Origin of the sequence: Pseudoalteromonas sp. TAE56 (genome assembly GCF_000497955.1) — a bacterium.
In the GTDB taxonomy this organism is placed as follows: domain Bacteria; phylum Pseudomonadota; class Gammaproteobacteria; order Enterobacterales; family Alteromonadaceae; genus Pseudoalteromonas.
In genome coordinates this window covers 82,966-105,398 of record NZ_AUTN01000074.1, presented here as the reverse complement: position 1 = coordinate 105,398, position 22,433 = coordinate 82,966, and the positions used below count along the sequence as shown (strand labels likewise).

General features: G+C 39.5%; 21 protein-coding genes and 1 pseudogene. 10 read left to right on the top strand and 12 right to left on the bottom strand.

Annotated elements, in window-relative coordinates; genetic code table 11:
• The first annotated feature begins 6 nt into the window (after window positions 1–6).
• Window positions 7–1,535, top strand: a pseudogene (locus L656_RS01000000122015) (M17 family metallopeptidase).
• Between the two features lie 71 nt (window positions 1,536–1,606).
• Here L656_RS01000000122015 and L656_RS0107090 read toward each other — a convergent pair.
• Both L656_RS0107090 and L656_RS0107085 read right to left on the bottom strand, forming a co-directional pair.
• A complete protein-coding gene (locus L656_RS0107090; protein ID WP_024598666.1) occupies window positions 1,607–3,244 on the bottom strand; it encodes a methyl-accepting chemotaxis protein in 1,638 nt (545 codons plus the stop codon).
• A gap of 143 nt (window positions 3,245–3,387) precedes the next feature.
• A complete protein-coding gene (locus tag L656_RS0107085) occupies window positions 3,388–5,613 on the bottom strand; it encodes a S9 family peptidase (protein WP_024598665.1) in 2,226 nt (741 codons plus the stop codon).
• Window positions 5,614–5,724: 111 nt separating this feature from the next.
• On the opposite strand from L656_RS0107085, the gene L656_RS0107080 reads away from it, so the two are divergent.
• Window positions 5,725–6,129, top strand: a complete 405-nt coding sequence (locus L656_RS0107080; protein WP_024598664.1) for an HIT domain-containing protein — start codon at window positions 5,725–5,727, stop codon at window positions 6,127–6,129.
• A gap of 41 nt (window positions 6,130–6,170) precedes the next feature.
• Here the strand turns inward: L656_RS0107080 and L656_RS0107075 are convergent, their stop codons facing one another.
• A complete protein-coding gene (locus L656_RS0107075; protein ID WP_024598663.1) occupies window positions 6,171–7,871 on the bottom strand; it encodes a dipeptidyl-peptidase 3 family protein in 1,701 nt (566 codons plus the stop codon).
• 296 nt (window positions 7,872–8,167) lie between these two features.
• Between L656_RS0107075 and L656_RS0107070 the strand changes: the two genes are divergently transcribed.
• Window positions 8,168–9,007 (top strand): HDOD domain-containing protein, encoded by an 840-nt coding sequence (locus L656_RS0107070; protein ID WP_024590070.1) that lies wholly within the window; start codon window positions 8,168–8,170, stop codon window positions 9,005–9,007.
• Window positions 9,008–9,062: 55 nt separating this feature from the next.
• Here the strand turns inward: L656_RS0107070 and L656_RS0107065 are convergent, their stop codons facing one another.
• Entirely contained in the window at window positions 9,063–10,745 is a 1,683-nt protein-coding gene (locus tag L656_RS0107065) for an amidohydrolase (protein ID WP_024598662.1), read from the bottom strand.
• A 172-nt stretch (window positions 10,746–10,917) separates the two neighbouring features.
• Between L656_RS0107065 and L656_RS0107060 the strand changes: the two genes are divergently transcribed.
• Together L656_RS0107060 and L656_RS0107055 are read left to right on the top strand one after the other, a co-directional pair.
• Window positions 10,918–11,439: an energy transducer TonB gene (locus L656_RS0107060; protein ID WP_024598661.1), complete on the top strand. Its 522-nt coding sequence runs from the start codon at window positions 10,918–10,920 to the stop codon at window positions 11,437–11,439.
• A gap of 180 nt (window positions 11,440–11,619) precedes the next feature.
• A complete protein-coding gene (locus L656_RS0107055) occupies window positions 11,620–12,072 on the top strand; it encodes an energy transducer TonB (protein WP_024598660.1) in 453 nt (150 codons plus the stop codon).
• Between the two features lie 57 nt (window positions 12,073–12,129).
• On the opposite strand, the gene L656_RS0107050 is transcribed toward L656_RS0107055, so the two are convergent.
• The 4 genes from L656_RS0107050 to L656_RS0107035 form a co-directional block, all read right to left on the bottom strand.
• Window positions 12,130–12,366, bottom strand: a complete 237-nt coding sequence (locus tag L656_RS0107050) for a calcium-binding protein (RefSeq protein WP_024598659.1) — start codon at window positions 12,364–12,366, stop codon at window positions 12,130–12,132.
• A gap of 9 nt (window positions 12,367–12,375) precedes the next feature.
• Window positions 12,376–12,612 carry a calcium dependent protein gene (locus tag L656_RS0107045; protein ID WP_024598658.1) on the bottom strand — a complete coding sequence of 79 codons (237 nt, stop codon included), beginning with the start codon at window positions 12,610–12,612 and terminating at the stop codon, window positions 12,376–12,378.
• Window positions 12,613–12,798: 186 nt separating this feature from the next.
• On the bottom strand, window positions 12,799–13,026 hold the full coding sequence (locus tag L656_RS0107040) for a hypothetical protein (protein WP_007581559.1): 228 nt from the start codon (window positions 13,024–13,026) through the stop codon (window positions 12,799–12,801).
• A 24-nt stretch (window positions 13,027–13,050) separates the two neighbouring features.
• Window positions 13,051–13,284: an EF-hand domain-containing protein gene (locus L656_RS0107035; protein ID WP_024598657.1), complete on the bottom strand. Its 234-nt coding sequence runs from the start codon at window positions 13,282–13,284 to the stop codon at window positions 13,051–13,053.
• Window positions 13,285–13,614: 330 nt separating this feature from the next.
• Between L656_RS0107035 and L656_RS0107030 the strand changes: the two genes are divergently transcribed.
• Genes L656_RS0107030 through L656_RS0107015 form a run of 4 tightly spaced genes read left to right on the top strand, consistent with a single transcriptional unit; the run spans window position 13,615 to window position 17,480 of the window.
• A complete protein-coding gene (locus L656_RS0107030) occupies window positions 13,615–15,072 on the top strand; it encodes a sensor histidine kinase (RefSeq protein ID WP_024598656.1) in 1,458 nt (485 codons plus the stop codon).
• A 1-nt stretch (window position 15,073) separates the two neighbouring features.
• Window positions 15,074–15,619, top strand: coding sequence for a hypothetical protein (locus L656_RS0107025; RefSeq protein ID WP_024598655.1), 546 nt, complete (start codon window positions 15,074–15,076; stop codon window positions 15,617–15,619).
• Window positions 15,620–15,621: 2 nt separating this feature from the next.
• Window positions 15,622–16,971, top strand: coding sequence for a sigma 54-interacting transcriptional regulator (locus L656_RS0107020; RefSeq protein ID WP_024598654.1), 1,350 nt, complete (start codon window positions 15,622–15,624; stop codon window positions 16,969–16,971).
• 8 nt (window positions 16,972–16,979) lie between these two features.
• Window positions 16,980–17,480, top strand: coding sequence for a DUF1543 domain-containing protein (locus L656_RS0107015; protein ID WP_024598653.1), 501 nt, complete (start codon window positions 16,980–16,982; stop codon window positions 17,478–17,480).
• 18 nt (window positions 17,481–17,498) lie between these two features.
• On the opposite strand, the gene L656_RS0107010 is transcribed toward L656_RS0107015, so the two are convergent.
• Window positions 17,499–17,726, bottom strand: coding sequence for a hypothetical protein (locus L656_RS0107010; protein ID WP_024598652.1), 228 nt, complete (start codon window positions 17,724–17,726; stop codon window positions 17,499–17,501).
• A gap of 132 nt (window positions 17,727–17,858) precedes the next feature.
• On the opposite strand from L656_RS0107010, the gene L656_RS0107005 reads away from it, so the two are divergent.
• Window positions 17,859–19,112 carry a multifunctional CCA addition/repair protein gene (locus L656_RS0107005; protein ID WP_024598651.1) on the top strand — a complete coding sequence of 418 codons (1,254 nt, stop codon included), beginning with the start codon at window positions 17,859–17,861 and terminating at the stop codon, window positions 19,110–19,112.
• Between the two features lie 2 nt (window positions 19,113–19,114).
• On the opposite strand, the gene L656_RS1000000123255 is transcribed toward L656_RS0107005, so the two are convergent.
• The 3 genes from L656_RS1000000123255 to pdsR all read right to left on the bottom strand — a co-directional run bounded on the left by L656_RS1000000123255 (window position 19,115) and on the right by pdsR (window position 22,374).
• On the bottom strand, window positions 19,115–19,279 hold the full coding sequence (locus L656_RS1000000123255) for a hypothetical protein (RefSeq protein WP_007581574.1): 165 nt from the start codon (window positions 19,277–19,279) through the stop codon (window positions 19,115–19,117).
• A 267-nt stretch (window positions 19,280–19,546) separates the two neighbouring features.
• Entirely contained in the window at window positions 19,547–21,685 is a 2,139-nt protein-coding gene (pdsS, locus tag L656_RS0106995; protein WP_024598650.1) for a proteobacterial dedicated sortase system histidine kinase, read from the bottom strand.
• Window positions 21,685–22,374: a proteobacterial dedicated sortase system response regulator gene (gene pdsR / locus L656_RS0106990; protein ID WP_024598649.1), complete on the bottom strand. Its 690-nt coding sequence runs from the start codon at window positions 22,372–22,374 to the stop codon at window positions 21,685–21,687. The genes pdsS and pdsR overlap by 1 nt, the downstream gene beginning before the upstream one ends.
• Between the last annotated feature and the right edge of the window lie 59 nt (window positions 22,375–22,433).

Below are 22,433 nucleotides of genomic sequence, written 5' to 3'. Positions count from 1 at the left end.
TTACTTATGGCATACCCTCAAGCGGTTAGTGCGAGCCTTGAATGCACATCACATGATGCGCTTATTATTATTAGTGATGACTTTTCTTTATTACCAAATAACTCATTACGTGATGCTATTTTAGCCCAAGCAAACGTTGATTCTCGCATCGGTAAGCAAGTTACATTATTAGTAATTGAAAACAAGCGCGTTGTACTTGCGCCTACTGGTCCGTTAAATAGAGATTACGATGATGTTCGCCGTTATTTTGATGCTGCTAAATTAGCAATTAACGAAGCAAAAGCGTCGGGTAGTGTTAATCCTGCATTATTTTTACCAAATTTAAATGGCGACAGTCGTTATCAGCGCGCTTTAGAAGTTTCTTACTTAGGCGCTTGCCAAGCCTTATGGNNNNATGGCAGCCATTAGAAGCGCGTGAATATCACGGTGAAAGTATTGAACCTATTACTCAAATTGGTTTAGTTGGCGCAAGCGAGCAAACAATCAAAGCGGTTAATGCAATTGCAGCTGGCCAATATGCCGCGCGTGATTTATGTGGCACTGAACCTGAGCGTATGGCTCCACCACGTTTTGCTGATTACTGCGTTGACTTATTTAAAGGCTCAAACATTGCGGTTGACGTAATTGATGATATTGCAGCTATTGATAAAAACTACCCAATGCTAAGCACTGTTGCGCGTGCATCGTATGCAGTTGAGCGCCATCACCCACGTGTTGTTAAGCTTGAATATGTACCAGAGGGCGAAATTACTCGCACACTTATGTTTGTAGGTAAGGGCCTTGTATACGATACAGGCGGTGCAGATTTAAAAGTAGGCGGCCATATGGCAGGCATGAGTCGTGATAAAGGCGGCGCAGCTTCTGTTGCGGGCTTTATGAAAGCTGTTGCGGATTATCAGCCTAAAGGCGTTAAAGTAGTATCGTACTTAGCTGTTGTTCGTAACTCTATTGGCTCGGATTGTTTTGTGCCAGATGAAATTATTACTAGTCGAGAAGGTATCCGTATACGCATTGGTAATACCGATGCAGAAGGGCGCTTAGCAATGGGCGACCTGCTTAGCGAAATGAAAGATTTAGCTAAAACTGAGGTCAATCCAACGTTATTTACTGTAGCTACATTAACGGGTCACGCGGCACGTGCGATGGGTCCTTACGGTGCGTATGTTGAAAATGGCCCTGCTCGTAGCGCAGGTGTTTCACGTCAAATAGCTGATCTTGGTGATTTGTGGGCTGATGGCGCAGAAGTATCGCGTTCACGTCGCGAAGATTACGACTTTATTAAACCACGCACGCTAGCTGACGATGTTTTATCTAGCAATAACGCAGCATCGGCTGTTACAGCTCGTGGTCATCAGTTCCCAATGGCCTTTATGGCTATTGTTGGTGGGCTTGATAAGCACGGTAACGATTCAGTTCAGCCACTACCTTATGTTCATATGGATATTGCTGGTAGCGGTGTTGAAGGCGGTGATTGGCAGCATGGCAAGCCAACGGCTGCATCAGTAACGAGCTTGTTTGCACGTTACTGTTTGTAAGCTAAAAGTTTATATGTGATAAAAAAGCCCTGTTAATTCAGGGCTTTTGCATTTTATGACAATGCTATCGATTAATCTAATTTAAAACGATTAACTACGCTCGAAAGCTCTTGGCTACTTTGTTTAAGGTTATCACTAGCATTGGTAAGCTGTTTAGTATTATTGAGTGACTGCTCAGTTGATTGAGACAGCTCATTAATACGTAAATTAACTTCATCAGCAGCTTGAGTTTGTTGCTCTGTAGCACGTGCTATTTGACTGTTCATTTCGGTAATAATTGAAACAAGTCGTTCTATTTCATTAAGCGAAGTATTGGCTGATGACGCCTGTTCTACGGTAGAAACCGAAAGTGCTTGGCTTGATTTAACTGCTTCTACTGCTGCTTTTGCACCTTCTTGTAGTTTAGTGATCATGGTTTGAATCTCGTCAGTACTTTGCCCTGTACGACTAGCCAATGTTCTTACTTCGTCTGCAACAACAGCAAATCCTCGACCATGCTCTCCTGCGCGAGCAGCTTCAATGGCAGCGTTTAATGCCAGTAAGTTTGTTTGCTCAGATATACTTCTTATTACATCAAGTACAGAGCCTATATTGTGGCTTTCGTTGGCTAAATCTTCTGTTACACGGCTGACTGTTTCTATGTTGCTTGAGAGTGTTTCTATGGCTGTAATTGTTTGAGCAACTACGTTTTTACCTGTCGATGCATTTTGTGCTGCGTCTTTAGCTGCTTGCTCTGCGGCTTCGGCGTTACGGCTTACATCATGTATTTGGTGAGTCATTTGCTCCATGGCAGCTGCAACTTGGGTTGAGCTATCGTTTTGGAGCTCAATAAATGAGTGGCTTGTTCTACTTGATTCATCAACTGTATGCGCATGCTCGCTTACGTCGTTTGCGCTTTGAGATACATGGGCAAGTGACTCTCGCATTTTTAAAGCAAATAAATTAAACGAACGTGATAGTTCAGATATTTCATCATTTCCAGATTCACTCAATTTGCGGGTCAAATCACCTTCGCCTTGTGAAATATCTTTCATCATATCGGCCGCTAAACGAGTAGGTATTAAAATGCTCTTGCCTATAAAGTAACTAAGTAAAATAACAGCAATAATCATAATTGTAGCACTGATAACTATAAGATTACGCTGCTCGCTAAATGCTGCGTCAATTGAGTCTAGGTAAACACCTGAACCAATAATCCATTGCCATTGACTGAAACCTTTAACAAATGCGATTTTTTCAACTGGTTTTTCTTTACCAGGTTTTGGCCATTTATAAGGAATAAACCCCTCGCCAGAACGTTTAACTATATTCACCATATCAACAAATAATGCTTTGCCATCGGGGTCTTTATTATTAGTTAAATCTTTTCCCTCAAGCGCAGGTTTTATAGGATGCATAACCATTGTGGGCTGAAAGTTGTTAATCCAAAAGTAATTGGTTTTGTCGTAGCGCATTGCTCTTATTGCATTAAGTGCTTGCGATTGAGCTTGTTGTTGAGTAAGTGAATTACTTTGCTCAAGGTCATAAAAGTGCTCGATTATACTGTAAGCAGTTTCTACTACGTTTTGTGTTTTTAGGTACTGCTCGTTTTTAAGAGAGCTATATTGGTGAGTTAAGCTGGCTATACTAAGCGCTATAAGCCCAAACACCACAATTGCTATAAGTAGCGAGAAACGTTGGAATATACTGAAACTACGTAGACTAGGCATACATTTATCCTCAAAAAGTGTGCGCTTTAGCGCATAGGATAAGCGTAGCTAAAAAGAGAGTTTAATCTAGGTCCGACGAGTAATAATGCAAAAAAAAAGGCTGATTTATCAATCAGCCTTTGTCTATTTTTAAAATAGTTTAATTATTTAACATCAAAATGACGATTAAAAAAGTTTGTAATTGTTTGATGTAAGTGTGTTTGCACCTGTTTACCACGTAGGCTGTGCTTAGAGCCTGGGTAGGTCATCATTTCAAACTGTTTTTCGTTATCTTGTAGTTGCTTAAATAATTTAGTTGAATGCGTAAACAACACGTTGTCATCAGCCATTCCATGATAAATCATTAATGGACCTTTTAAGCCATCTGCGTAGGGGAATACTGCGCTGTCCTCATAGCCTTTAGCATTGGTATCAGGATGACCTAAATAGCGCTCAGTGTAATGGGTATCGTATAGAGCCCAATCGGTTACTGGAGCACCCGATACGCCCGCTTGAAAGTAATCGCCCGCTTTAAACATAGTCATAAGTGCCATGTAGCCACCGTAGCTGTGGCCATAAACACCAATACGCTGTGGATCTACGTAATCAAGTGTACGTAAAAACTCTACGCCTTTAATTTGATCGGCAACTTCTACTACACCTAAGTGTTTATAAATTGCATCTTCAAACTTTTTACCACGGTTGTAAGAACCACGGTTATCGAGTTGAAAAATTACGTAACCTTGTTGCGCCATGTACTGAAAGTACAAGTTTTTACTGCGCCAGCTATTCGTTACTCGCTGAGCATGCGGGCCGCCGTATACGTTAACAATAACAGGATGCTTTTTACCATCGGTTACGTTACTTGGCTTAAATAAACGGTAGTGCATAACTTGACCATCTTCAGCTTTGATTGTGCCGTATTCTGGTTTTGTTAAATCGCTTAAATAAGGGGTAAGCGGGTGATTACTATCTAGCTTATTTTCTTCAAGCCATGTAATAAATTCGCCGTTTACTTTGCGAAGCGCTGCTGAGTTTGGTTTATTATCAGATGAGCTATTATCGATAAAGGTTTTGCTGTCTTTTGCTAGCACAACATTATGGTACTGACCTTTTTCGGTGATACGTTTGGCATCGCCTTTTTTAAATAAAGGCGCGCTGTATAAATGGCTTTCAAGAGGAGTGTCTTTACGACCAGCAAAGTAAATAATGCCTTTTTTCTCATCAATGCCTTTTAAGCTATCAACAGCCCAATCGCCAGAAGTAATTTGACGAACAAGTTGACCGTTTGTACGATACAGATATAAATGTTTAAAACCGTCTCGCTCAGATGCCCACACAAAATGCTTTTTGTCTTTTAAAAACTCAAGATCAAAATGTAGGTTAATCCACGTTTCGCTGTTTTCGGTTAGTGCTACTTTTTGTGCTTTAGTTTCACTGTTATAAAAACGAAGCTCTAATTTATGTTGCGAGCGATTTTGCCATTGGTAAGACAGTGTATTGCCGTCTTTTAGCCATTTAGCACGCGCGATATAAATGTCTTCATCTTTACCTAAATCAATCCAATCTACTTTTTGGTCGTTTAGTTTAACCACACCGAGTTGAATTTTAACATTGTCGGTACCTGTAAACGGGTAGCGCTGGTTAAATAACTTAACTTCATCAGCGTAAATTTCGTTACGGATAGCTTCTTTTACTGGGGTTTCGTCAACGCGGGTATAGGCAATTTTAGTTTCATCCCCTGACCACCAGTAACCCGTCATGCGGCTCATCTCTTCTTGAGCAACAAACTCAGCCATACCATTTTTAATTACGCCACCGCCATCTTTACTAAGCTGAATTTCTTTTCCTGAATCAAGCTCTAAAGCATAAAGATTTTGTTCACGAATAAATGATACATAATTACCTTTAGGTGAAAAGCGTGCATCGGTTTCAAATGTTTCAGTATCGGTTAGCTTTTTACTTTTACCTGAGGCTAAATCGTAATAGTAAAGGTCGCCGTTAAGTGGGAATAAAAGTGCTTTACCGTCTTTCGACCATTTGTACTCAAGTATGCCTTTACCAAAAATACGTTGGCGTTCGCGGCGGGCTTTTTCTTCATCTGATAGGTTTTCTGGGCCTGAAAATAATTTTGCCGAATCAACTAGCACACGATTGGTGTTATCTTTTAAATTATATTCCCATAAATCGTAGCGGTTGTAGTCATCGCTTTTACCTTGCAGGTAAGTTACACGGCTGCCGTCAGGCGAAAATTTAAGTTGTACAGGTGATTTACCTGAAAGGCTCGGATCGTCAAAAATACGCTCCAACGATAAAGGTTTTGCTTGAACACTAATAGCGCCAACCATTAATGGTAGGGCTAGTGAGAGGTGTTTTATTTTTTTTAGCACAAGGTTGCCTTAGCTTATTATAAATATTGCTTTGATGGTAAAGCCAAGCGTGTGCAACTGCAACTAAATGCTATAAAGTGGCGATTATTAAAGACAAAGTAGGATATAACAATGACGAACCCTAAATTTGAACTTGCGCCAGAGCTTAAGCGCGACTGTATAGAACTTGCAGATTGGCCGCTGTGTAAAGTACTTTTATTAAACGATAGTCAGTATCCGTGGTTTGTATTAGTACCAAGGCAGGCTGACTTAAGAGAGGTAATTGATTTATCTGAGAGTGATCAAATTGTGTATTTAAAAGAGTCAGCCAAGCTAAGTAAATTATTAATGGATGTGTTTAGCCCTGATAAGTTAAACATAGCTGCTTTGGGTAATATGGTGCCGCAATTACATATTCACCATATTGCACGCTTTACGAGTGATGCAGCTTGGCCTGCGCCAATTTGGGGTAAGCACCCAGCAGTGCCGTATACAGATGTACAAATTACAGAGATAAAAAAAGCGCTGCAGTTTTAAGCTGCAACGCTTATTTAGGGTTTAGCTAAGTTTGACTAAACTTATTTAAGCCCTAGTACTTCTTTACCTTGTTTAAACGTTACATCTACAGGGATATTTGCTTTACTTAGTTTTTCTAAGTCTTTAGCTAGTTCTTCTTTAATATCGCCATGCGTTGCGATTAGTTGATCTACTTTTTCGTAGTCGCCATCACCTTGTAAGGTTAAAATTAGACGAGAAAGCTTGGCCATTGCAATGCTCATTTTTTCCATGTTTACGCGGTATAAACCCTCGTCATTTTTAGAAAATGCGCCTTCTTGTGCAAAAAAGTTAAAACGAATCATGTTGGCTTTACCGTGTGCGCTTGATGCACCAAAGCGAACTGAGCGGAATATACCGGTCATAAACGTTGTGTAGTAATCCTCAAGGGTGCCTTCAGTAATTTCGCCTTTATTAAGTAACTGTTCAACCATATAGAGACCTAAAATATCGGCTTTACCTTCTTCAAGTGCACTTGCGTGTTCTTGTAGTGATTGGCGAACAGTACCTTTACCCGTAAGTGTATTTTTAATACCTAAGCCATGTGCCACTTCATGAAACATAGTATTGGCAAAAAATGCGTTAAAGGTAATGTGTTTACGCTGCTCAGGTACAATTAATTGTTCTGAAATTGGCACTAAAATTTTATCAAACTTGGCTCGCATCGCATTTTTAAGTTGCAGACGACGAGTCCCTTTTTCTAGTTGCACTTGCTCATCGTTTGGTAAGTTAATTGCAATTGTTTTACTACCCGCGTTTGAATGCCCAGCGTAATAAACAACATCATATGCATTTAGGTCTGCGTCAGAACCCGGTACTTCTTGTTTGTACTTAGCATCAACAGGTAAGTCTTTTTGAAGCTCAGGTAAAAAAGCTGCAAATTTAGCTAAACGCTCGCTCCATTTTAAATCTTTAATTAGTACGTAAGATTCATACGCTGCGCGGTAACCAAATAATTGATCTTCATAAGTTTCAATTGGGCCAATAACCACATCTACAGGGTTGTTTTTCATATCCATCCACGCAAAATCAGACACTTGAAAATCATCTTTTTGTAGGGCATCAGCACGTAGATTTAGGTAATTAGCGAATTCTTTATCGTCAGCAAGTTTACTTGCTTCACGTAAAAGGTCAGCGGCTTTTGCAAGCTCAACAGCGTATTCTTTAGAGTAAGGTACGCTATAAAGTTTGCCTTGCTCATCACGCTTGATTACAGAGTAAAGCCCTGTTTTGTCTTCAACGTCTGCATTATTTAACTCTTCTTTAGTTATGTCGGCAGGGTAAAACTGTGCACCAAGAGGTTTTTCTTTATAGCTAGATAAAAATGCTTCATCGCCATTTAAGCGATCCCATGGACCGTAGTTAATATCGGCAAATTTACGGACTTTTTCATCATTGAGTTTTGCTAAAAACGCATCTCTATTCTCACCAAAAGATTGCTTCCAAAATAACTCGTCCATTATTTTTGAAGCATCAATAAGCTTAGACACCATCGCTTTTTGGTTATCACTCAAATGCGAAAGGTCAGCCTCTAGGCTAAAGTCGGTATAAATATCTAAACGTTGTTTATCTGTATTAATAAGCTCAGGGCCTGATTGTGCACTGCTTTTTTGAGCAAGCTCTACGGCTGTATTGTCGGTAGAAGACGGTGCTTGTTCAGAACATGCACTAAGAAAAACGACACCTGAGAGCATAATTGCTTGGCTAATTTTATTTAAGATCATTATATTGCCTGTTAAAAAAGTAAGTTTAATAACTTGTACTGCTTAGTTAAATAACTAAATATGTACAAACGCTTCCTTATCGTGAGTGCATTAAAGCAAAACTAAATAGTAAATAGCAAGTATTTGGCGTTGTAAGGCAAGCATGAGCGGTAAAGCATTATAAATAAAAATAAACTTCTATAATTTCCTTAACTTTATCGGTAAGTTAGACAATACTAATTATATTACTAATACGAAAATTAACTGCCTGAGTTTGCAGTTAATTTACAGGCTGAACACAAAAGGACGGCAGCTTTATGTCTACAGAAAACGCTTTATTAACGATTCTAGTCGATAGAATAAATAACGATACTTTGGTTTTACCAACGCTACCTGAAGTTGCGATTAAGGTTCGACAAGCTGCAGATAACCCTGATGTGAACTTAATGCAAATGTCAGATGTAATCTCACAAGACCCAGCGCTTTCAGCTCGTATGATAAAAGTAGCTAATAGTGCGATTATGGGACGTTCTGTAAAAGTATCTAATTTACAACAAGCGGTGACTCGTATTGGGTTGCGCCAAATTAAAAATATTGCAACGGCCATGGCCATGGAGCAATTATTTGTATCAAACAATGAGCTGATTAAAGGCTACATGGGTAAGGCTTGGCAAAAAACATTAACCGTTGCTAGCCATTCAATAACACTCATGGAGTTTTACTTAAAAAACAATAAACACACTTCATTAAATCGTGATTCAATTACATTAGCTGCACTTGTTTATAATATTGGTGTATTACCAATTTTAACTGAAGCTGAGCGCCACCCTGAAGTGTTTGCTAATCCAAGCTTTTTAGCTCACGCAATTCAAAAACTGAGTGGAAAAATTGGCTCATCCATCATGCAAGCGTGGGAGTTTCCTAAAGAGTTTGTTGATGTAGCTCTAAGCTGGGCAGATCCAAGTTACAAACCTGATAAAGTTAGTTACGTAGACTTTATTCGAGTAGGCGCTATTTTAGAGGGAACATTACAGGTTTCTGATAAGTCAGCAGCGCTGCAAACATATATAGATAAAGGTGTAATACCGTCAATGCAATTATTCACAAGTGATGAATACAACGATATGCTAAAAGATGTGAAAAACATGTTTAGCTAAACATGTTTTATCATAGCAAACTAAAAGGGTTAACTTGCGTTAACCCTTTTTGGTTTTATTTATCGATAGTATTTTCTGTTTTGGTTTTTTCGTACCGTTTTATTCCCGCTACCCATGTTTGCAGGACGTTTGTTTTGTATATCTCGTCAACAGGCACCTTAAAGTAGTCTTTATCAATTAAAATAAAGTCGGCCCATTTACCTTTTTCTAAACTACCCACCTTAAATTCTTGATGAGCTGAATAAGCGCCACCGAGAGTAAATGCACGTAATGCATCTTCGCGGCTTAGTAGTTCACTTGCGCGCCAGCCGTTTTCAGGTAGTTTGTTATGATCCATGCGTGTAATGGCTGAATACAAACCATCAAATGGATTTGCAAGCTCTACAGGGTAATCAGACCCTGCTGCCACAACCGATCCTTGCTTTAAAAATGTTTGCCAAGCGTAGGCTCCGCTTAATTGTTTTTCAGTTAAGCGTTGCTCTGCCATATGCATATCAGAAGTGGCATGTACTGGCTGCATTGAAGGGATTATTTTTAACGCTTTAAAGCGAGGGATATCCTCAGGCGTTACAATTTGTGCGTGCTCTATTCGGTTACGTAGTAATATACCGCCCGTTTTTTTAAACACATTTTGATAGGCATCAAGTACTACTTTATTTGCTTTATCGCCAATGGCGTGGGTATTTGCGCTAAAGCCGCTTTTAAAGCTTTGTGTAAAGAGCGCTTCGAGTTTTTCTTGTGTTTCAAGCATTAAACCATGGTGACCAGGTCTGTCTGCGTATTCTTCAATCAGAGCAGCTCCGCGAGAGCCAAGTGCGCCATCTGCGTAAACTTTAACACTGCGAATTTCCATAAAGTCATTTTTGTCGTGGTATCGGCCTGCCTTTAACATTGTATCTAAATCAGGGCTTGCACCACTTAACATTGCCACAATACGTAGCGGTAAATTACCAAGGTCGCCGCGCTCTTTGTAAACCTCCCATGTGGCTTTATCAATACCTGCATCGTGAGTAGAGGTAATGCCTAAACTTAATAAATGCTTACCTGCTGCATCTAGTGAGTCACTTATATCTTGCTTTGAAGGGGCTGGCATATGCTGGGTAATTAGCGATTCTGCTTTATCTACAAAAATACCTGTAGGATTACCAAATTCGTCTTTAATTATTTCACCGCCTTCGGGCGCTTTTGTTTGGGCGTTAATCCCAGCAAGTTCGAGCGCTTTTGAATTAACCCAAATGGCGTGACTATCAACCCGCGAAAGAACCACAGGTCGATCGCTCACTACTTTGTCTAAATCTTTAGCCGTAGGAAAGCGTGTATCAGCCCAAAGCTCTTGGTTCCAACCTCGCCCTATAATCCAACCTTGTTTGTTATCGGCAAATACTTTTAGTTTATTTGTTACTTCATCTACCGATTTTGCGCCGCGTACGTCAAGTTGCGATAAATTATCTCCTAGGCCAATAACGTGCCCATGAGCATCAATTAAGCCAGGTAATAAGGTATTACCGTGCGCGTCAATTAGCTTGGCATCTGGGTAGCTATCTTTAAGTGTTTCGCTACCGAGCTTAACTACCTTGCCATTTTTAATAACGAGGGTAGAAAACTGCTGTACTTCACCTTTGTATAAAGGGGTATAACCATTGGCGTTATAAATTACTTTTGTTTGTGCGAGAGTGTAACTAGAACTAGCGCAAAGGCTGGCTAGTATGAGTGGTTTGATTATTTTTTTGAGTGGCATAGTTACTTAATTTTTATTGTTAATTTACTTACATTAACAAACTTGATTTTATAATACCAATGAATTGATAGACCTCATTTTAAGGCTTTTCTCTATATTAACTGTTTACAAAATAGGTAATTGATGTAGTTATTTAGTATGTAAAACAATCAATAAAGCATAAGGAAACGCTATGAAAGCCCTCTATTTATTACTCCCATTAACTTCATTACTTGCGGCATGTGGATCGACACCTACTGCAGATAAAAGTGTAGAAAAGCTAAACCATACTGATGTATCAAATGCTGAAATACGCGATTATATAGATTTATCAAGTGTTGAGCTGCGCGACAGGGTGAAAGACTATTGGAATATTTCCACAAGAACAGAACCACGATATCCAATAGCTGCTGCAAAAAAAGGTCTTGCTGGTTGTGTAGAACTCATGACTATTATTAATTCTGAGGGTAAGGCGCAAGGATATAAAGTAACTTCTTCATACCCTAAGGGGTTATTTGATGAAGCCGCAGCGCAATCTTTAAATACATGGGCCTGGCTACCTACTAACGTAAATGTAGCTAAACAACCTGTACTTACTCATATCAGAATTGATTTCATGATTGATTCAATGCCAGTAGGTAAAAAATATTTAAAAAATTGTCCGGCTGGCGAAACATTTCAAGTAACAGGTAAAATAAAAAAAACCTCCTACTGATGAAACATTTCAAGTAACGGGAAAGATTATAAGGTTTGAACAAAGTACTTATTTACCTCACTCTAAAGTTACTTTAAGTGTGTGTAACGTTTTAGATCGAACCTTTATAAAATCTGATGGGTATGAGTTTAATACGGATATTACAAATAACTAAATAAGCATCAAGAATAAGGAAATACTGTGAAAGCTCTCTATTTATTATTCCCGTTGAGCATGATGCTAACAGCCTGTGGCTCAACGTCTGATCAACAAGTAAACGATGAAATGCCGAGTTTTATTGATTTATCGAGTCCTGAACTGCGAAGTAAGGCAGGTGAATACTGGGATGTTGCTAAAAGAGTAGAGCCGCGATATCCGATAGAAGCTGCTAAGAAAAGTATTTCAGGTTGTGTTGAGCTTGCTATGTTAATTAATTCACAAGGTGAAGCCCAAGGGTATAAGGTTATTGCATCCTACCCTGAGGGTGTGTTTGATAATAATGCAGCTGCTGCTTTGGGTTTATGGCGCTGGAAAGCGACAACTGAAAATACGAGTAAGCAACCTATTCTAACTTATCTCAAAATGGATTTTATGGTGAGCCCAAAATCTACTGATGCAGAGTATTTGGCGCATTGTTCTAAAAATAAAGCCTGAACGTAATTAATAGATATAAATATAATAAGCTAGGTGCTTGTTTACCTAGCTATAAAACTACTTACTTGCATATAAGCCATATTCATTTAGTGCTAACTTGCCATCTTTATCACTATCGTAGCTTGAGAACCGTGACCACAAAGCCGGATCTATAGCGGTTTCTGAACGTGATAAGAAACCATCTTTGTTCCTATCTAGCTTTTTAAATTGCTTTGCAATATCGTTACTTGCGGCAAAACTAAATGTGCTAAAAATACTAAACGCCAGCAGCGTTATATAGCTAATACTTTTCATACAAATCACTTAGTAAAGGTTGTTAGTTAGATAACTTTTAAATTCGACTAGCGAAATTTGGTTATCTTGGTTTTTGTCCCATTTTACAAAGGTGTTTAAAAGTTGTGGTTGGGGATCAAGTTCGTCGTGTGTTAAATAGCCACTTTTGTCGCTATCTAGGTGATCAAAGCGTTGCTTTACATCAAGTGCCGCGGCATCAAAACTTAATAGCATTAAAATGCTTATAACAAGGGGAAGTATCTTCATGGTGTTCCTTCCAAAAGATGTATTAAAAGTTCGTGACTAAAACAAAGTAAAAAGGAAAAAGCACTTGCCGTAATTTAACTCCCAACATTAAATCCTTTTACACACTCCCTCAGGGATTATGGCAAATGCTTTTAAGCTCAGTCTACCTGTAACAAGCTTAAGTAAACCTTAATCAGTAATTACTGATTAAGGTTTAAAGCTTTCAAATTCTTTTTTTGAGACTTTTTCATCACCGTCTTCATCTAAGTCGGCAAATTGTCTCATTACTTCTTTGTCTTCCTTTGCTTCTACAATTGATATTTGTCCATCCATATCTTTATCTAAATGAGCAAAGCGCACGTTTGTTGGGGATGCAATTACGGTGGCACTAATTGCTAAAAACATTAATGAAAAAGCGGCTATAAGTTGTTTCATAATCACGTTCCTTATTAAATGAGTTTATTGAATAAATTTTTTGAATTCATCTAGCGACAATTGCCCATCTTGATTCGTATCAATTTGAGAAAAATTCTCATGTAAAACGGCATCTTCACCTGCTTCGGCTTCACTTAATGTACCGTTACTGTCTTTATCAAGCTCGTTAAAAGTCGCGTGAACGTCCATTGCGTGTGCGTTAGCGCCTAAAAAGCCTAAAGCTAGTAATGATGAAACTACTAAAATGCGTTTGTTCATAATTATTTCCTTATTGATTAAAGTTAGTAACAGCATTACAAAAATGATGCCAATAATAATTGTTATTAATTTTCAAGTGCTTAGCATTTTAACTTGAGGGGAGTGAGAATTTTTTACGGGCTTTATTGTAATTTTTGTATGTCTTTTGCAACACTATGTAGCGAGATTAAAGAGATGTTTTTAAAATCAATGGCTTACGCTGTCTCTATTTGGCGACACATTGTTTTTGTAGCACTGGCTGTTAATCGTATTAAATATAATTGCTGGTTCAGCTAGTGTATAAGGTAAGCACTTAATAATAGAACGCTTAATTTAAAAGGACTAAACGCAATGCCAGTAACTGTAGCTAAAAAATACCAAGCAATGCTTAACTGGCGGCCTAATTTAATCGGGCAATTTGCAATGAGTATGCTGCTTTCGTTGCTCCCGCTTTCTATAGTGGTGATTGTATTTTTAAATGCGCTTAACAAACAATTAGCTATTACTCAAAGTCTTGTGAGTAACAATTACCAAGTTACTAAATCGTTTAATACTCTAAAACAAGAACTCAACAGTCTTGAGCGGGCCACTAGGCAAAACTGGGTATTAAAAAGTGAATCGCTCGACAAACTCATCGTTGATAAATGGCAATCATCCCTGCAAAGCATTGATGAGCTTAAATTTGTAAACATGAATAAAGATTATACCCACCAATGGCAACGCTTATATACCACCTTACAAACCGCGCATGTTGAATTGGTTGAGCAAAAACAACAACAAGCTGAGTTGTTTGTGCCAGTGAGCGATTTAGTCGCTGAACTTACTTTATGGTTACGTGATAAAAACGAAGCGCAAATTACCAATAACCAAAATGAGCTGACAAGCTTGCAAGCCTCATTTATAAACTGGCTGGTGGCACTTATTCCACTTACTTTAATTGTAGGTGGTGGTTTTTTATGGCGCATAAGTGGGCGACTAAAAGGGTTAACCACGGTTATTGATAAGTTAGGACAGGGACATTGGCAGCAAAAAATATCAGTTAAAGGTTCCGCTGAGCTAGTTGAGCTAGGAGAGAAGCTTCAGTGGGTGCAAGAGCAACTACATATGCTTGAGCAGCAAAAAGATACTTTTTTACGCCATGTTACCCATGAGCTAAAAACGCCGTTAGCTTCAATGGTCGAAGGCACTGACTTACTAACTGATGAAATAGTAGGCCCAATTACAGGTGAGCAAAAAGCGGTACTTGAACTGATTAGTCAATCTATGGTGCGCCTTCGCACAATGATTGATAGTTTATTGAGTTATAATGCGATTCGTACCAGTAAAGACACCCTAAGCGAAGTTGAATTTAGCCTCCTTATTAATAAAATAAATAGCCATTTTGAGCATCGCTTAAGTGCGCGTGAGCAGACTCTGCAATGGAAAAATGACTTACCAAATGAACCGCTTGCTTTACCTAGTGAGCTTATTGAGATGATTTTAATTCAGCTTATCTCAAATGGCTTAAAATTTTCAGAAGATAAGCAAAGCGTTACTATTAATTTAGCGCTTGAGCAAAATCAACTTTGTATCGCTGTGCTCGATAGAGGGTGCGGTATTAAAGAGCAAGAAAAAACTCAAATTTTCAGCGCATTTTATCAAGGTAAACACAGTAAAAATGTTACGCTGCAAGGCAGTGGGCTGGGCTTAACTATTGTAAAAGAGTCTGTTGAACAGCTAAGAGGTACACTTACTGTTCAACATAATGAGCCACATGGTTGTCGGTTTTCAATTAAAATTCCCATAACAAAAAATCTAGGAGTTAATTAACATGCGCTTGCGTTTAATCGCTATTTTATGTGTGCTCAGTAGCAGCATGGTTATATCTGGTTGTGAAATTAATAATGGGCAAGAAGAGCGTGTGTCAATTACACCAGCACCTGTGGTCGATACTAAAATAAAAAACGACAAAAACAGCAAACCAAGCCCAAAACCCAGACCAAAAATAGAACCTAGCTACCCTCCAGCAGAGCAAGTTATTGCATGGCACGCTAATCAGTGTGGCGGATTTAAATTGGTGCCAAAAAAAGATATTTTTACAGGCGAAAACGATCTTAAACGCTTTTTTAAATTTATGTGCTTAAACATAAATGATGATCCAAATACAGTAATGACTAAGTTGCTAAAACTCGATCTTGCTTACTTTTGGCCAGATGATATAAAGCAATATTTATGGCTTCAAAAGCAGCAAGTGACTATGCAAATAAATGCTAAAAAAGAGCAGCAAGCACTTAACAATAAAATGCAAGAAACCCTCTCATCGTTAGCAACAATTGAGCAGCAGCTTTTACTACGAGAAGAAACTAAGGAGCAGTAACTATGGCAGCAACTAAAGTGCAAGGTGCAAAAGTATTACTCGTTGACGACGACGCTAGCTTATTAAAACTGCTCGCTATTCGTATCGAATCAAAAGGATACGAAGTAACGACCTGTGAAAGCGGCTTAACCGCACTACAAATACTTAAAGGCCAAGTGTTTGACGCCGTAATAACCGACTTGCGTATGGATGAAATGGATGGCATGGCACTGCATCGTCAGTTGCAAAGCCGCTACCCTGCATTACCTGTCATTATGATGACAGCACACGGTTCAATTCCTGATGCAGTAGAGGCAACTAAGCAAGGCATTTTTGCATTTATAACTAAACCTGTAGATAAAGATGAGCTATTTGACAGCCTTGCTAAAGCGATAGAAATTCACGGTGTTAACGCTGATGAAGCCGCACCAAAAAGTAATATAGTTACGCGTAGCGGCACAATGCTTCACTTGCTCGAGCAAGTAAAACTACTTGGGCCAACACAAGTAAATGTATTGATTTCGGGGGCTAGTGGTACAGGTAAAGAGCTACTCGCACAGGCGATTCATCAGCATAGTCATGTAAGCGGTGGCCCTTTCGTTGCAATTAACTGCGGCGCTGTACCAGGGGAGCTTTTAGAGTCCGAATTATTTGGTCATAAAAAAGGCTCTTTTACGGGCGCAATTAAAGATCATCAAGGTTTGTTTCAGCAAGCTGAGGGCGGCACGCTATTTTTAGACGAGATAGGCGATATGCCACTTAACTTGCAGGTTAAGTTACTGCGCGTATTACAAGAAAAAACAATTCGCCCGGTGGGTTTTCAAGAAGAAATAGCAATTGATGTACGTATTGTATCGGCAACACATAAAAATCTTCCTGAAGCTATTTTAAGCCAGCAATTTAGAGAAGATTTATACTATCGCTTAAACGTAGTTAATTTAAAATTACCGCCACTGTGTGAGCGCCGCGAAGATATAAGCTTATTAGCACAGCATTTTAGTGCAAGCATTGCTAAGCGCATGAAGCAAACTGAAAAACACTTTGCAAGCGATGCGATGCATGCGCTTGTGCGTTACGACTGGCCAGGTAATATCCGCCAACTACAAAACGTAGTAGAGCAGGTTGTAGCATTAACGCCAAGCGATGTTATTTCAGAGCACTTAGTGTTAGCAGCGCTAAATAGTAACGAAACAAATGTAGAACCATTATCACTAAACGACGCTAAAAAAGAGTTTGAGCGCGACTATGTAATTAACACTTTAAAAATGGCAGGTGGTAACGTAGCCGAAGGCGCTAAGCTTGCTAAACGTAACCGCTCAGATTTTTATAAGTTGATTAAAAAGCATAATATTGATGTTGATAATTTAGGTTAAGGAAAAGCATGCAGTTATTTATGGTTTATTTAGGTGGCCGGATTCGAGGTTGCCACATTGAAATGCATGATATCCGTTTTGTAGTTGGGGAGAATATAGAGCAAACCTACTCAAAGTTAAAAAGCCAGTGGGTAGGCGACAGAAGTAGTGTTCACATGGATAGTTACATGGCAATTAATCATATTGATGGCTTTAAAGTAGAAGTAGTCGATAGCTATGTGGAGCAAAATAAACAACTCTATTTTGTAAATTTAGGCGCTTACAGAAGTGATTCTATGGCTGAGCAACACGACTTTGCGTTGTATGTTGCAAGCAGTAGCCATGAAGCTAAAGAGCGTGCTAAAAACGATTTACTTGCAGGCCTTAGCCGTATTCATAAAGATGATTTACATGACGTAGACGATTGCTTTGCCATTGATTTACTCGATAGCCAGCTAAACATTAAACTCACGCCCAGCGGTATATCGCAGCCGATAAAGCCAGACTGGTTTGGCTACCACGTACTTTAAATCAGCCAAAAAGCAGGATTAAGAGTCCTGCTCGTTTTGTTCATCCTTTTCGCTTTTAGCCGCCATTTTAAACGCCACAATAACCAATCCAAACATAGCAAACGGCAGTGCTGCTAACATGTATTCAACCATATTACTGTCTTGAAAATTTGCTTGTAGTAAAAAGTGACCCGCCACACACATTAAAATAACCATTAATAAAATGGGTAGTAACATAAGTTCTTTTTTTGATGAATGGTTTTTCATTAATTGTGAGGCTATAGCTGAAAATAATGCGCCATTGTAATGAGCTTACTTGAGCTTGGCAAACACCGCAGAATTTTTTAATTAATGTTATGATTAACATCAAACAATTTTATTAATGTTTATGGGAATAAAGTGAAAAGTAACTTAAAACAAGTTTACCTCGTTGGTGGGGCAGTTCGCGACAAGCTGCTAAATATAAAATCAAAAGATAACGATTATGTAGTGATTGGTGAAACGCCAGAAACAATGCAGTCGCTAGGTTTTGTACCAATAGGTAGCGATTTTCCGGTTTACTTACACCCAAAAACAAAAGAAGAATATGCACTAGGGCGCACGGAGCGTAAAAGTGGCAAAGGCTATACTGGCTTTGTGGTTGATGCCAGCCCAACTGTAACGCTAGAAGAAGATTTAGCAAGGCGTGATTTAACCATAAATTCAATGGCGCTTGATGAACACGGTAATATTATTGACCCGTTTAATGGCCAAACTGACTTACAAAATAAAACACTGCGCCACACCACTGAGGCATTTGTAGAAGACCCTGTTCGAGTACTGCGTATTGCCCGTTTTTTAGCGCGCTATGGCAGTGATTGGCGTATTCACCCAAGTACGTATGCACTAATGCGTGAGCTTAAAAATAAAGGTGAGCTAAATCATTTAGTACCAGAGCGCGTGTGGCTTGAAACCGAAAAAGCACTGGGTGAAAAGTACCCTGAGCTTTATTTTGAAGCACTGCAAGGCTTAGGTATTTTTCCAGAGCTTGAGCGCATGGTTAATGTACCGCAACCAGCAAACCATCATCCTGAAGGGGATGTATTTGTACATACTATGCTGGTACTTAGGCGTGCTGCCGATTTAAACTTTAACTTGGAAGCACGTTTTGCTGCACTAACCCATGATTTTGGAAAAGCGCTTAGTTTTAAAAAGTATGGAAACCTACGTGGGCACGAACGCGAAGGTGTTGCAGTTATTGAGGCGTTTTGTGAGCGCTTAAAAGTGCCTAATCGTTTTCGCGATGTTGGTGTACTCACCAGTGATAATCATACCCTTTGCCACACGATTGATCAGTTAAGGCCGCAAACTATTCACAAGCTAATAGTGACTAACTTAAATGCGTTGGTACACCCAGAACGTTTTATAGCGTTTACCCAAGCATGCCAATGCGATGCACAAGGGCGTGGTGAAACACTGGTAGATAAGCCATATCCGCAAGCAGCTAAGCTGCGAGCAATTCATACTGAACTGCAAAAAATGGATAAGAAGCAAGTAGTGCAAAATGCACTTAAAAATGGCAAAAAAGGCCCTGAAATAGGCGAAGAAGTAAAACTTGCAGAAATAAACTGCATTAAAGCATTTTTAGAACATGAGAAATCCCAAGCGCAATAAAATTAGACTAAATAGTGCGATACGCCTTGGTTTTTAGTCGCGTCGTGCTTTCTTAGTTCTTTGTAGTTTGTACTTTTAGGTTTTACATTTTCAGACTCCGGTTTTTTAGAGGGCCTGTATAAGTCAAAAATAAAGTCTAGTTCTTCACGCTCTAGTGATGGTTTCATGATTATTCCTTCAATTTAATACTTTAATATGATGTAGGGTATGGTCATTCGACTGAATTAAAAGTGAATAGTTACATTTGAAGTTGTACTAAATTGTAACTGGCAGGTTTTGAGGGATGAGAGGGGTTTATTTGTTAATTTATATGGAGTTAAGGTAAATTAAAGTAACTATTTTTAACTAAAAATATACAGCTGAATTTAATTTATTGTGTACTTACTATTTGCATATAAGACTGTAGCTATAAATATAATGGTAAAAATACAGACTTAGCCAGTAACTAACGGCAGCGTTACGGTAAATACGACACCATCACCTTGCTCGTCATTTTGCGCTGTTACACTGCCTTTATGGTAGTCGCACACCAGCCTTACAATATAAAGACCTAACCCCAAATGTGGCTGTTGCTGCATTTGCTGGCTACGTACCGACACCATAGAGTCAAAAATATGCTCAGTTAATCCTTCGGGTAATGCGGGGCCTGTATTACTCACTGTTAATGTTGCTTTATTTTCGCTCTGCTTAAGGCCTACATTAATAGCCGTATTGGCTTCACTAAACTCCAGCGCGTTATTAATAAGCTTATCAAGTAGCTGAGCTATAAACTCCGGTGCACCTTGCATAGGTAATTTGTTTTGGCATACATCAAGCGTAAATAACTGGTTTGGGTAAGTAAGCTGATAGCCTTGCATGCAGCCATTTATTACTTTTTGTAAATCAAAAGGCTCAGGTTCGTTGCTTTGAATACTTTGTTCAAGGCGAGTGGCTTCGCTCATGGTGGTTATTATTTTACCTAAGCGTTCAACTCCTTCGCTGGCGCGATCGAGATATTTTTGGCTCAGCTCGTTTTGCGGCAAGCTTTGTAAGTTCTCGAGTGACGAGCGTACTACGGCAACCGGCGTGCGCAGCTCGTGTGATAATCGCGACGACATATTTTCTAAGTAATCGGTATAGCCACCAAGTCGACTAACAATGTTTGAAAAACTACGAGACAGATCGCCAATTTCATCGTTAGCATCGCTGTAATTAATACTGCCGGTAACACGCCCTTGTGCATCAATTGCTTGTTCAGCTGTATCGCGCAGTCGCCTAATTCGGTTCGATATACGCGAGGCAAAAAAGAACAAGGTGACAGTACCAATTAGCATTACGGCTAAAATAACGTTGAACAGTTTTTCGAGCGATTTATTACGTAGCGTACGTACGCCGTTAGTGGTTTCCTCTGCTATTACTGCACCAATTACTTGGTCTTGGATCCAAATAGGGTAAGCGGCCGATAAAATAACAGCTTTGCTGTCGGGAGTTAAGCGCCAAGACGATGCTGGTTGCCCTTTTAATGCTTTAGCTAAATGTGTGCCCTGCATAGAAGCTACATCGTGCAGGGTATCTAAAAACTCATTTTCGGGGCGCGTTAATATTTTATAGTAAATTGGGTGTAAGTAATTTTGCTCAAAGCGCTGCCACCAAGTTTTAGGTGCTTGGTTAGTAAGCCCATCAGCCCATACGCCATCTGCATTTTGAATAGTACCCGATTGTGCAAGTACGCGATGATGGTTATCAACTACCCAAATGCGGCTACCACTGTGGCCCATGCCTTTTAAAATACGGCTAATTTCTGGGGAAGGTACGAGTACCGAGCCTAAATCGTTTGGGTTATTTAAGTTTGAGGTCGACATTATTTTAGGCTCTAACAACGCCTCTTTATTATCAACATCAACAATGGCAAAGCCAAGTTTGTTGCCCAGCATGTTGATAGGAAAACGCAGCTCTACGTTATAACCAGATTCGGTACTTTCAAAATAGCCCTGGATTTTAGTAAAAGGGGCTTTGGTTTTTGCATCAAACGCATTAACCCAGCCGTTTTGGCGTGGCGCAATAATGTAAGTGTTAAACTGGCCGTCAGGCGTTTTTAGGCCAATTTGTAAATAATCGTTATTAGTAATGCTTAAGCTATTTTTAGCGCGATAAATAAGGGTATTGTCGGTGACTTTAAATACGGCGTATAAGTAGTTATCAAACTTTCCCACCATATGATCAAACGATAAGTCACTGGCTTGATGTTTGTTATCTGTTTTTTGTAAGTAGCGCTTGTCGTAATGCCAAAATAGCGGTTGGTAGCTGTCCCAATCGTTAAGTTTACCGTCGAGCTGAATAGGATTTTTAAGATTATAAGCGTATAAATCGCGGCCTTTTACTACTTGGTCTAAAAAGTTGGTTTGCTCGTCAAATAATGCGGGGCGCTCATGTAGTGCAGTAGCAAGTGCGCGAGTAGTGCCTACGAGGGTTTTTTCTTGGCCTTGGCGTAAAAACTTTTCCATTTCCCATACGTACTCGTAGCCAAGCCACGGCAGCAAAAACAAAAAACATGAAAGTAATATAAATTTACTGCGCAGACCAAATCGTAGCATTAGTGTTGTTCCCACCGATAGCCCATGCCATACACCGTATCTATGCAATCAAAGGCGCTGTCGAGTGCTATAAACTTTTTACGGATACGTTTTACGTGTGAAGTAATGGTGCTGTCGTCTACATAAATTTTAGCATCGCTCATTAATTCGTTACGGCTTTTAACATGGCCTGGTCGCTGGGCGAGTGAATGCAGCATCCAAAATTCGGTTACGGTTAAATCAACTAATTGTTGTTGCCAAAATACCTGCATACGTTGTGTGTCGAGCGTTAATTGCCCGCGTGTTATGAGTGCGTTTGCATCAGCGGGTTGCTCAAGTGCTTCCATTCGGCGAAACAGCGCACCAATACGTGCAGCCAAGTGAGCCAAGCTTATGTCTTTTGTTAGGTAGTCGTCGGCGCCCATGCGCAGGCCGCATACGGTATCTATTTCGCTATCGCGGGCGGTTAAAAAAATAATAGGCAGTGTTTTAGAAAGCGATCGCAATGTTTGGCACAGTAAAAAACCACCATCTATTTCATGGCGTAGGCCAATATCAACAATGGCTAAATCGGGCAGGGCATTTTTAAATTCAGCTTCTGCGCAAGCGCGATCGGCAAAGCCACTTACTTGGTAGCCCTGTGCGCTCAGCATTTCTATGTAGTTTTCGCGGATTGCGGGTTCATCTTCAACGATGGCTATTTTTTTCATCTTAATCATTATCCTATCGGCTCTGCTGTGCACTATATCGAAGTTTTTAAGCTAAGTAC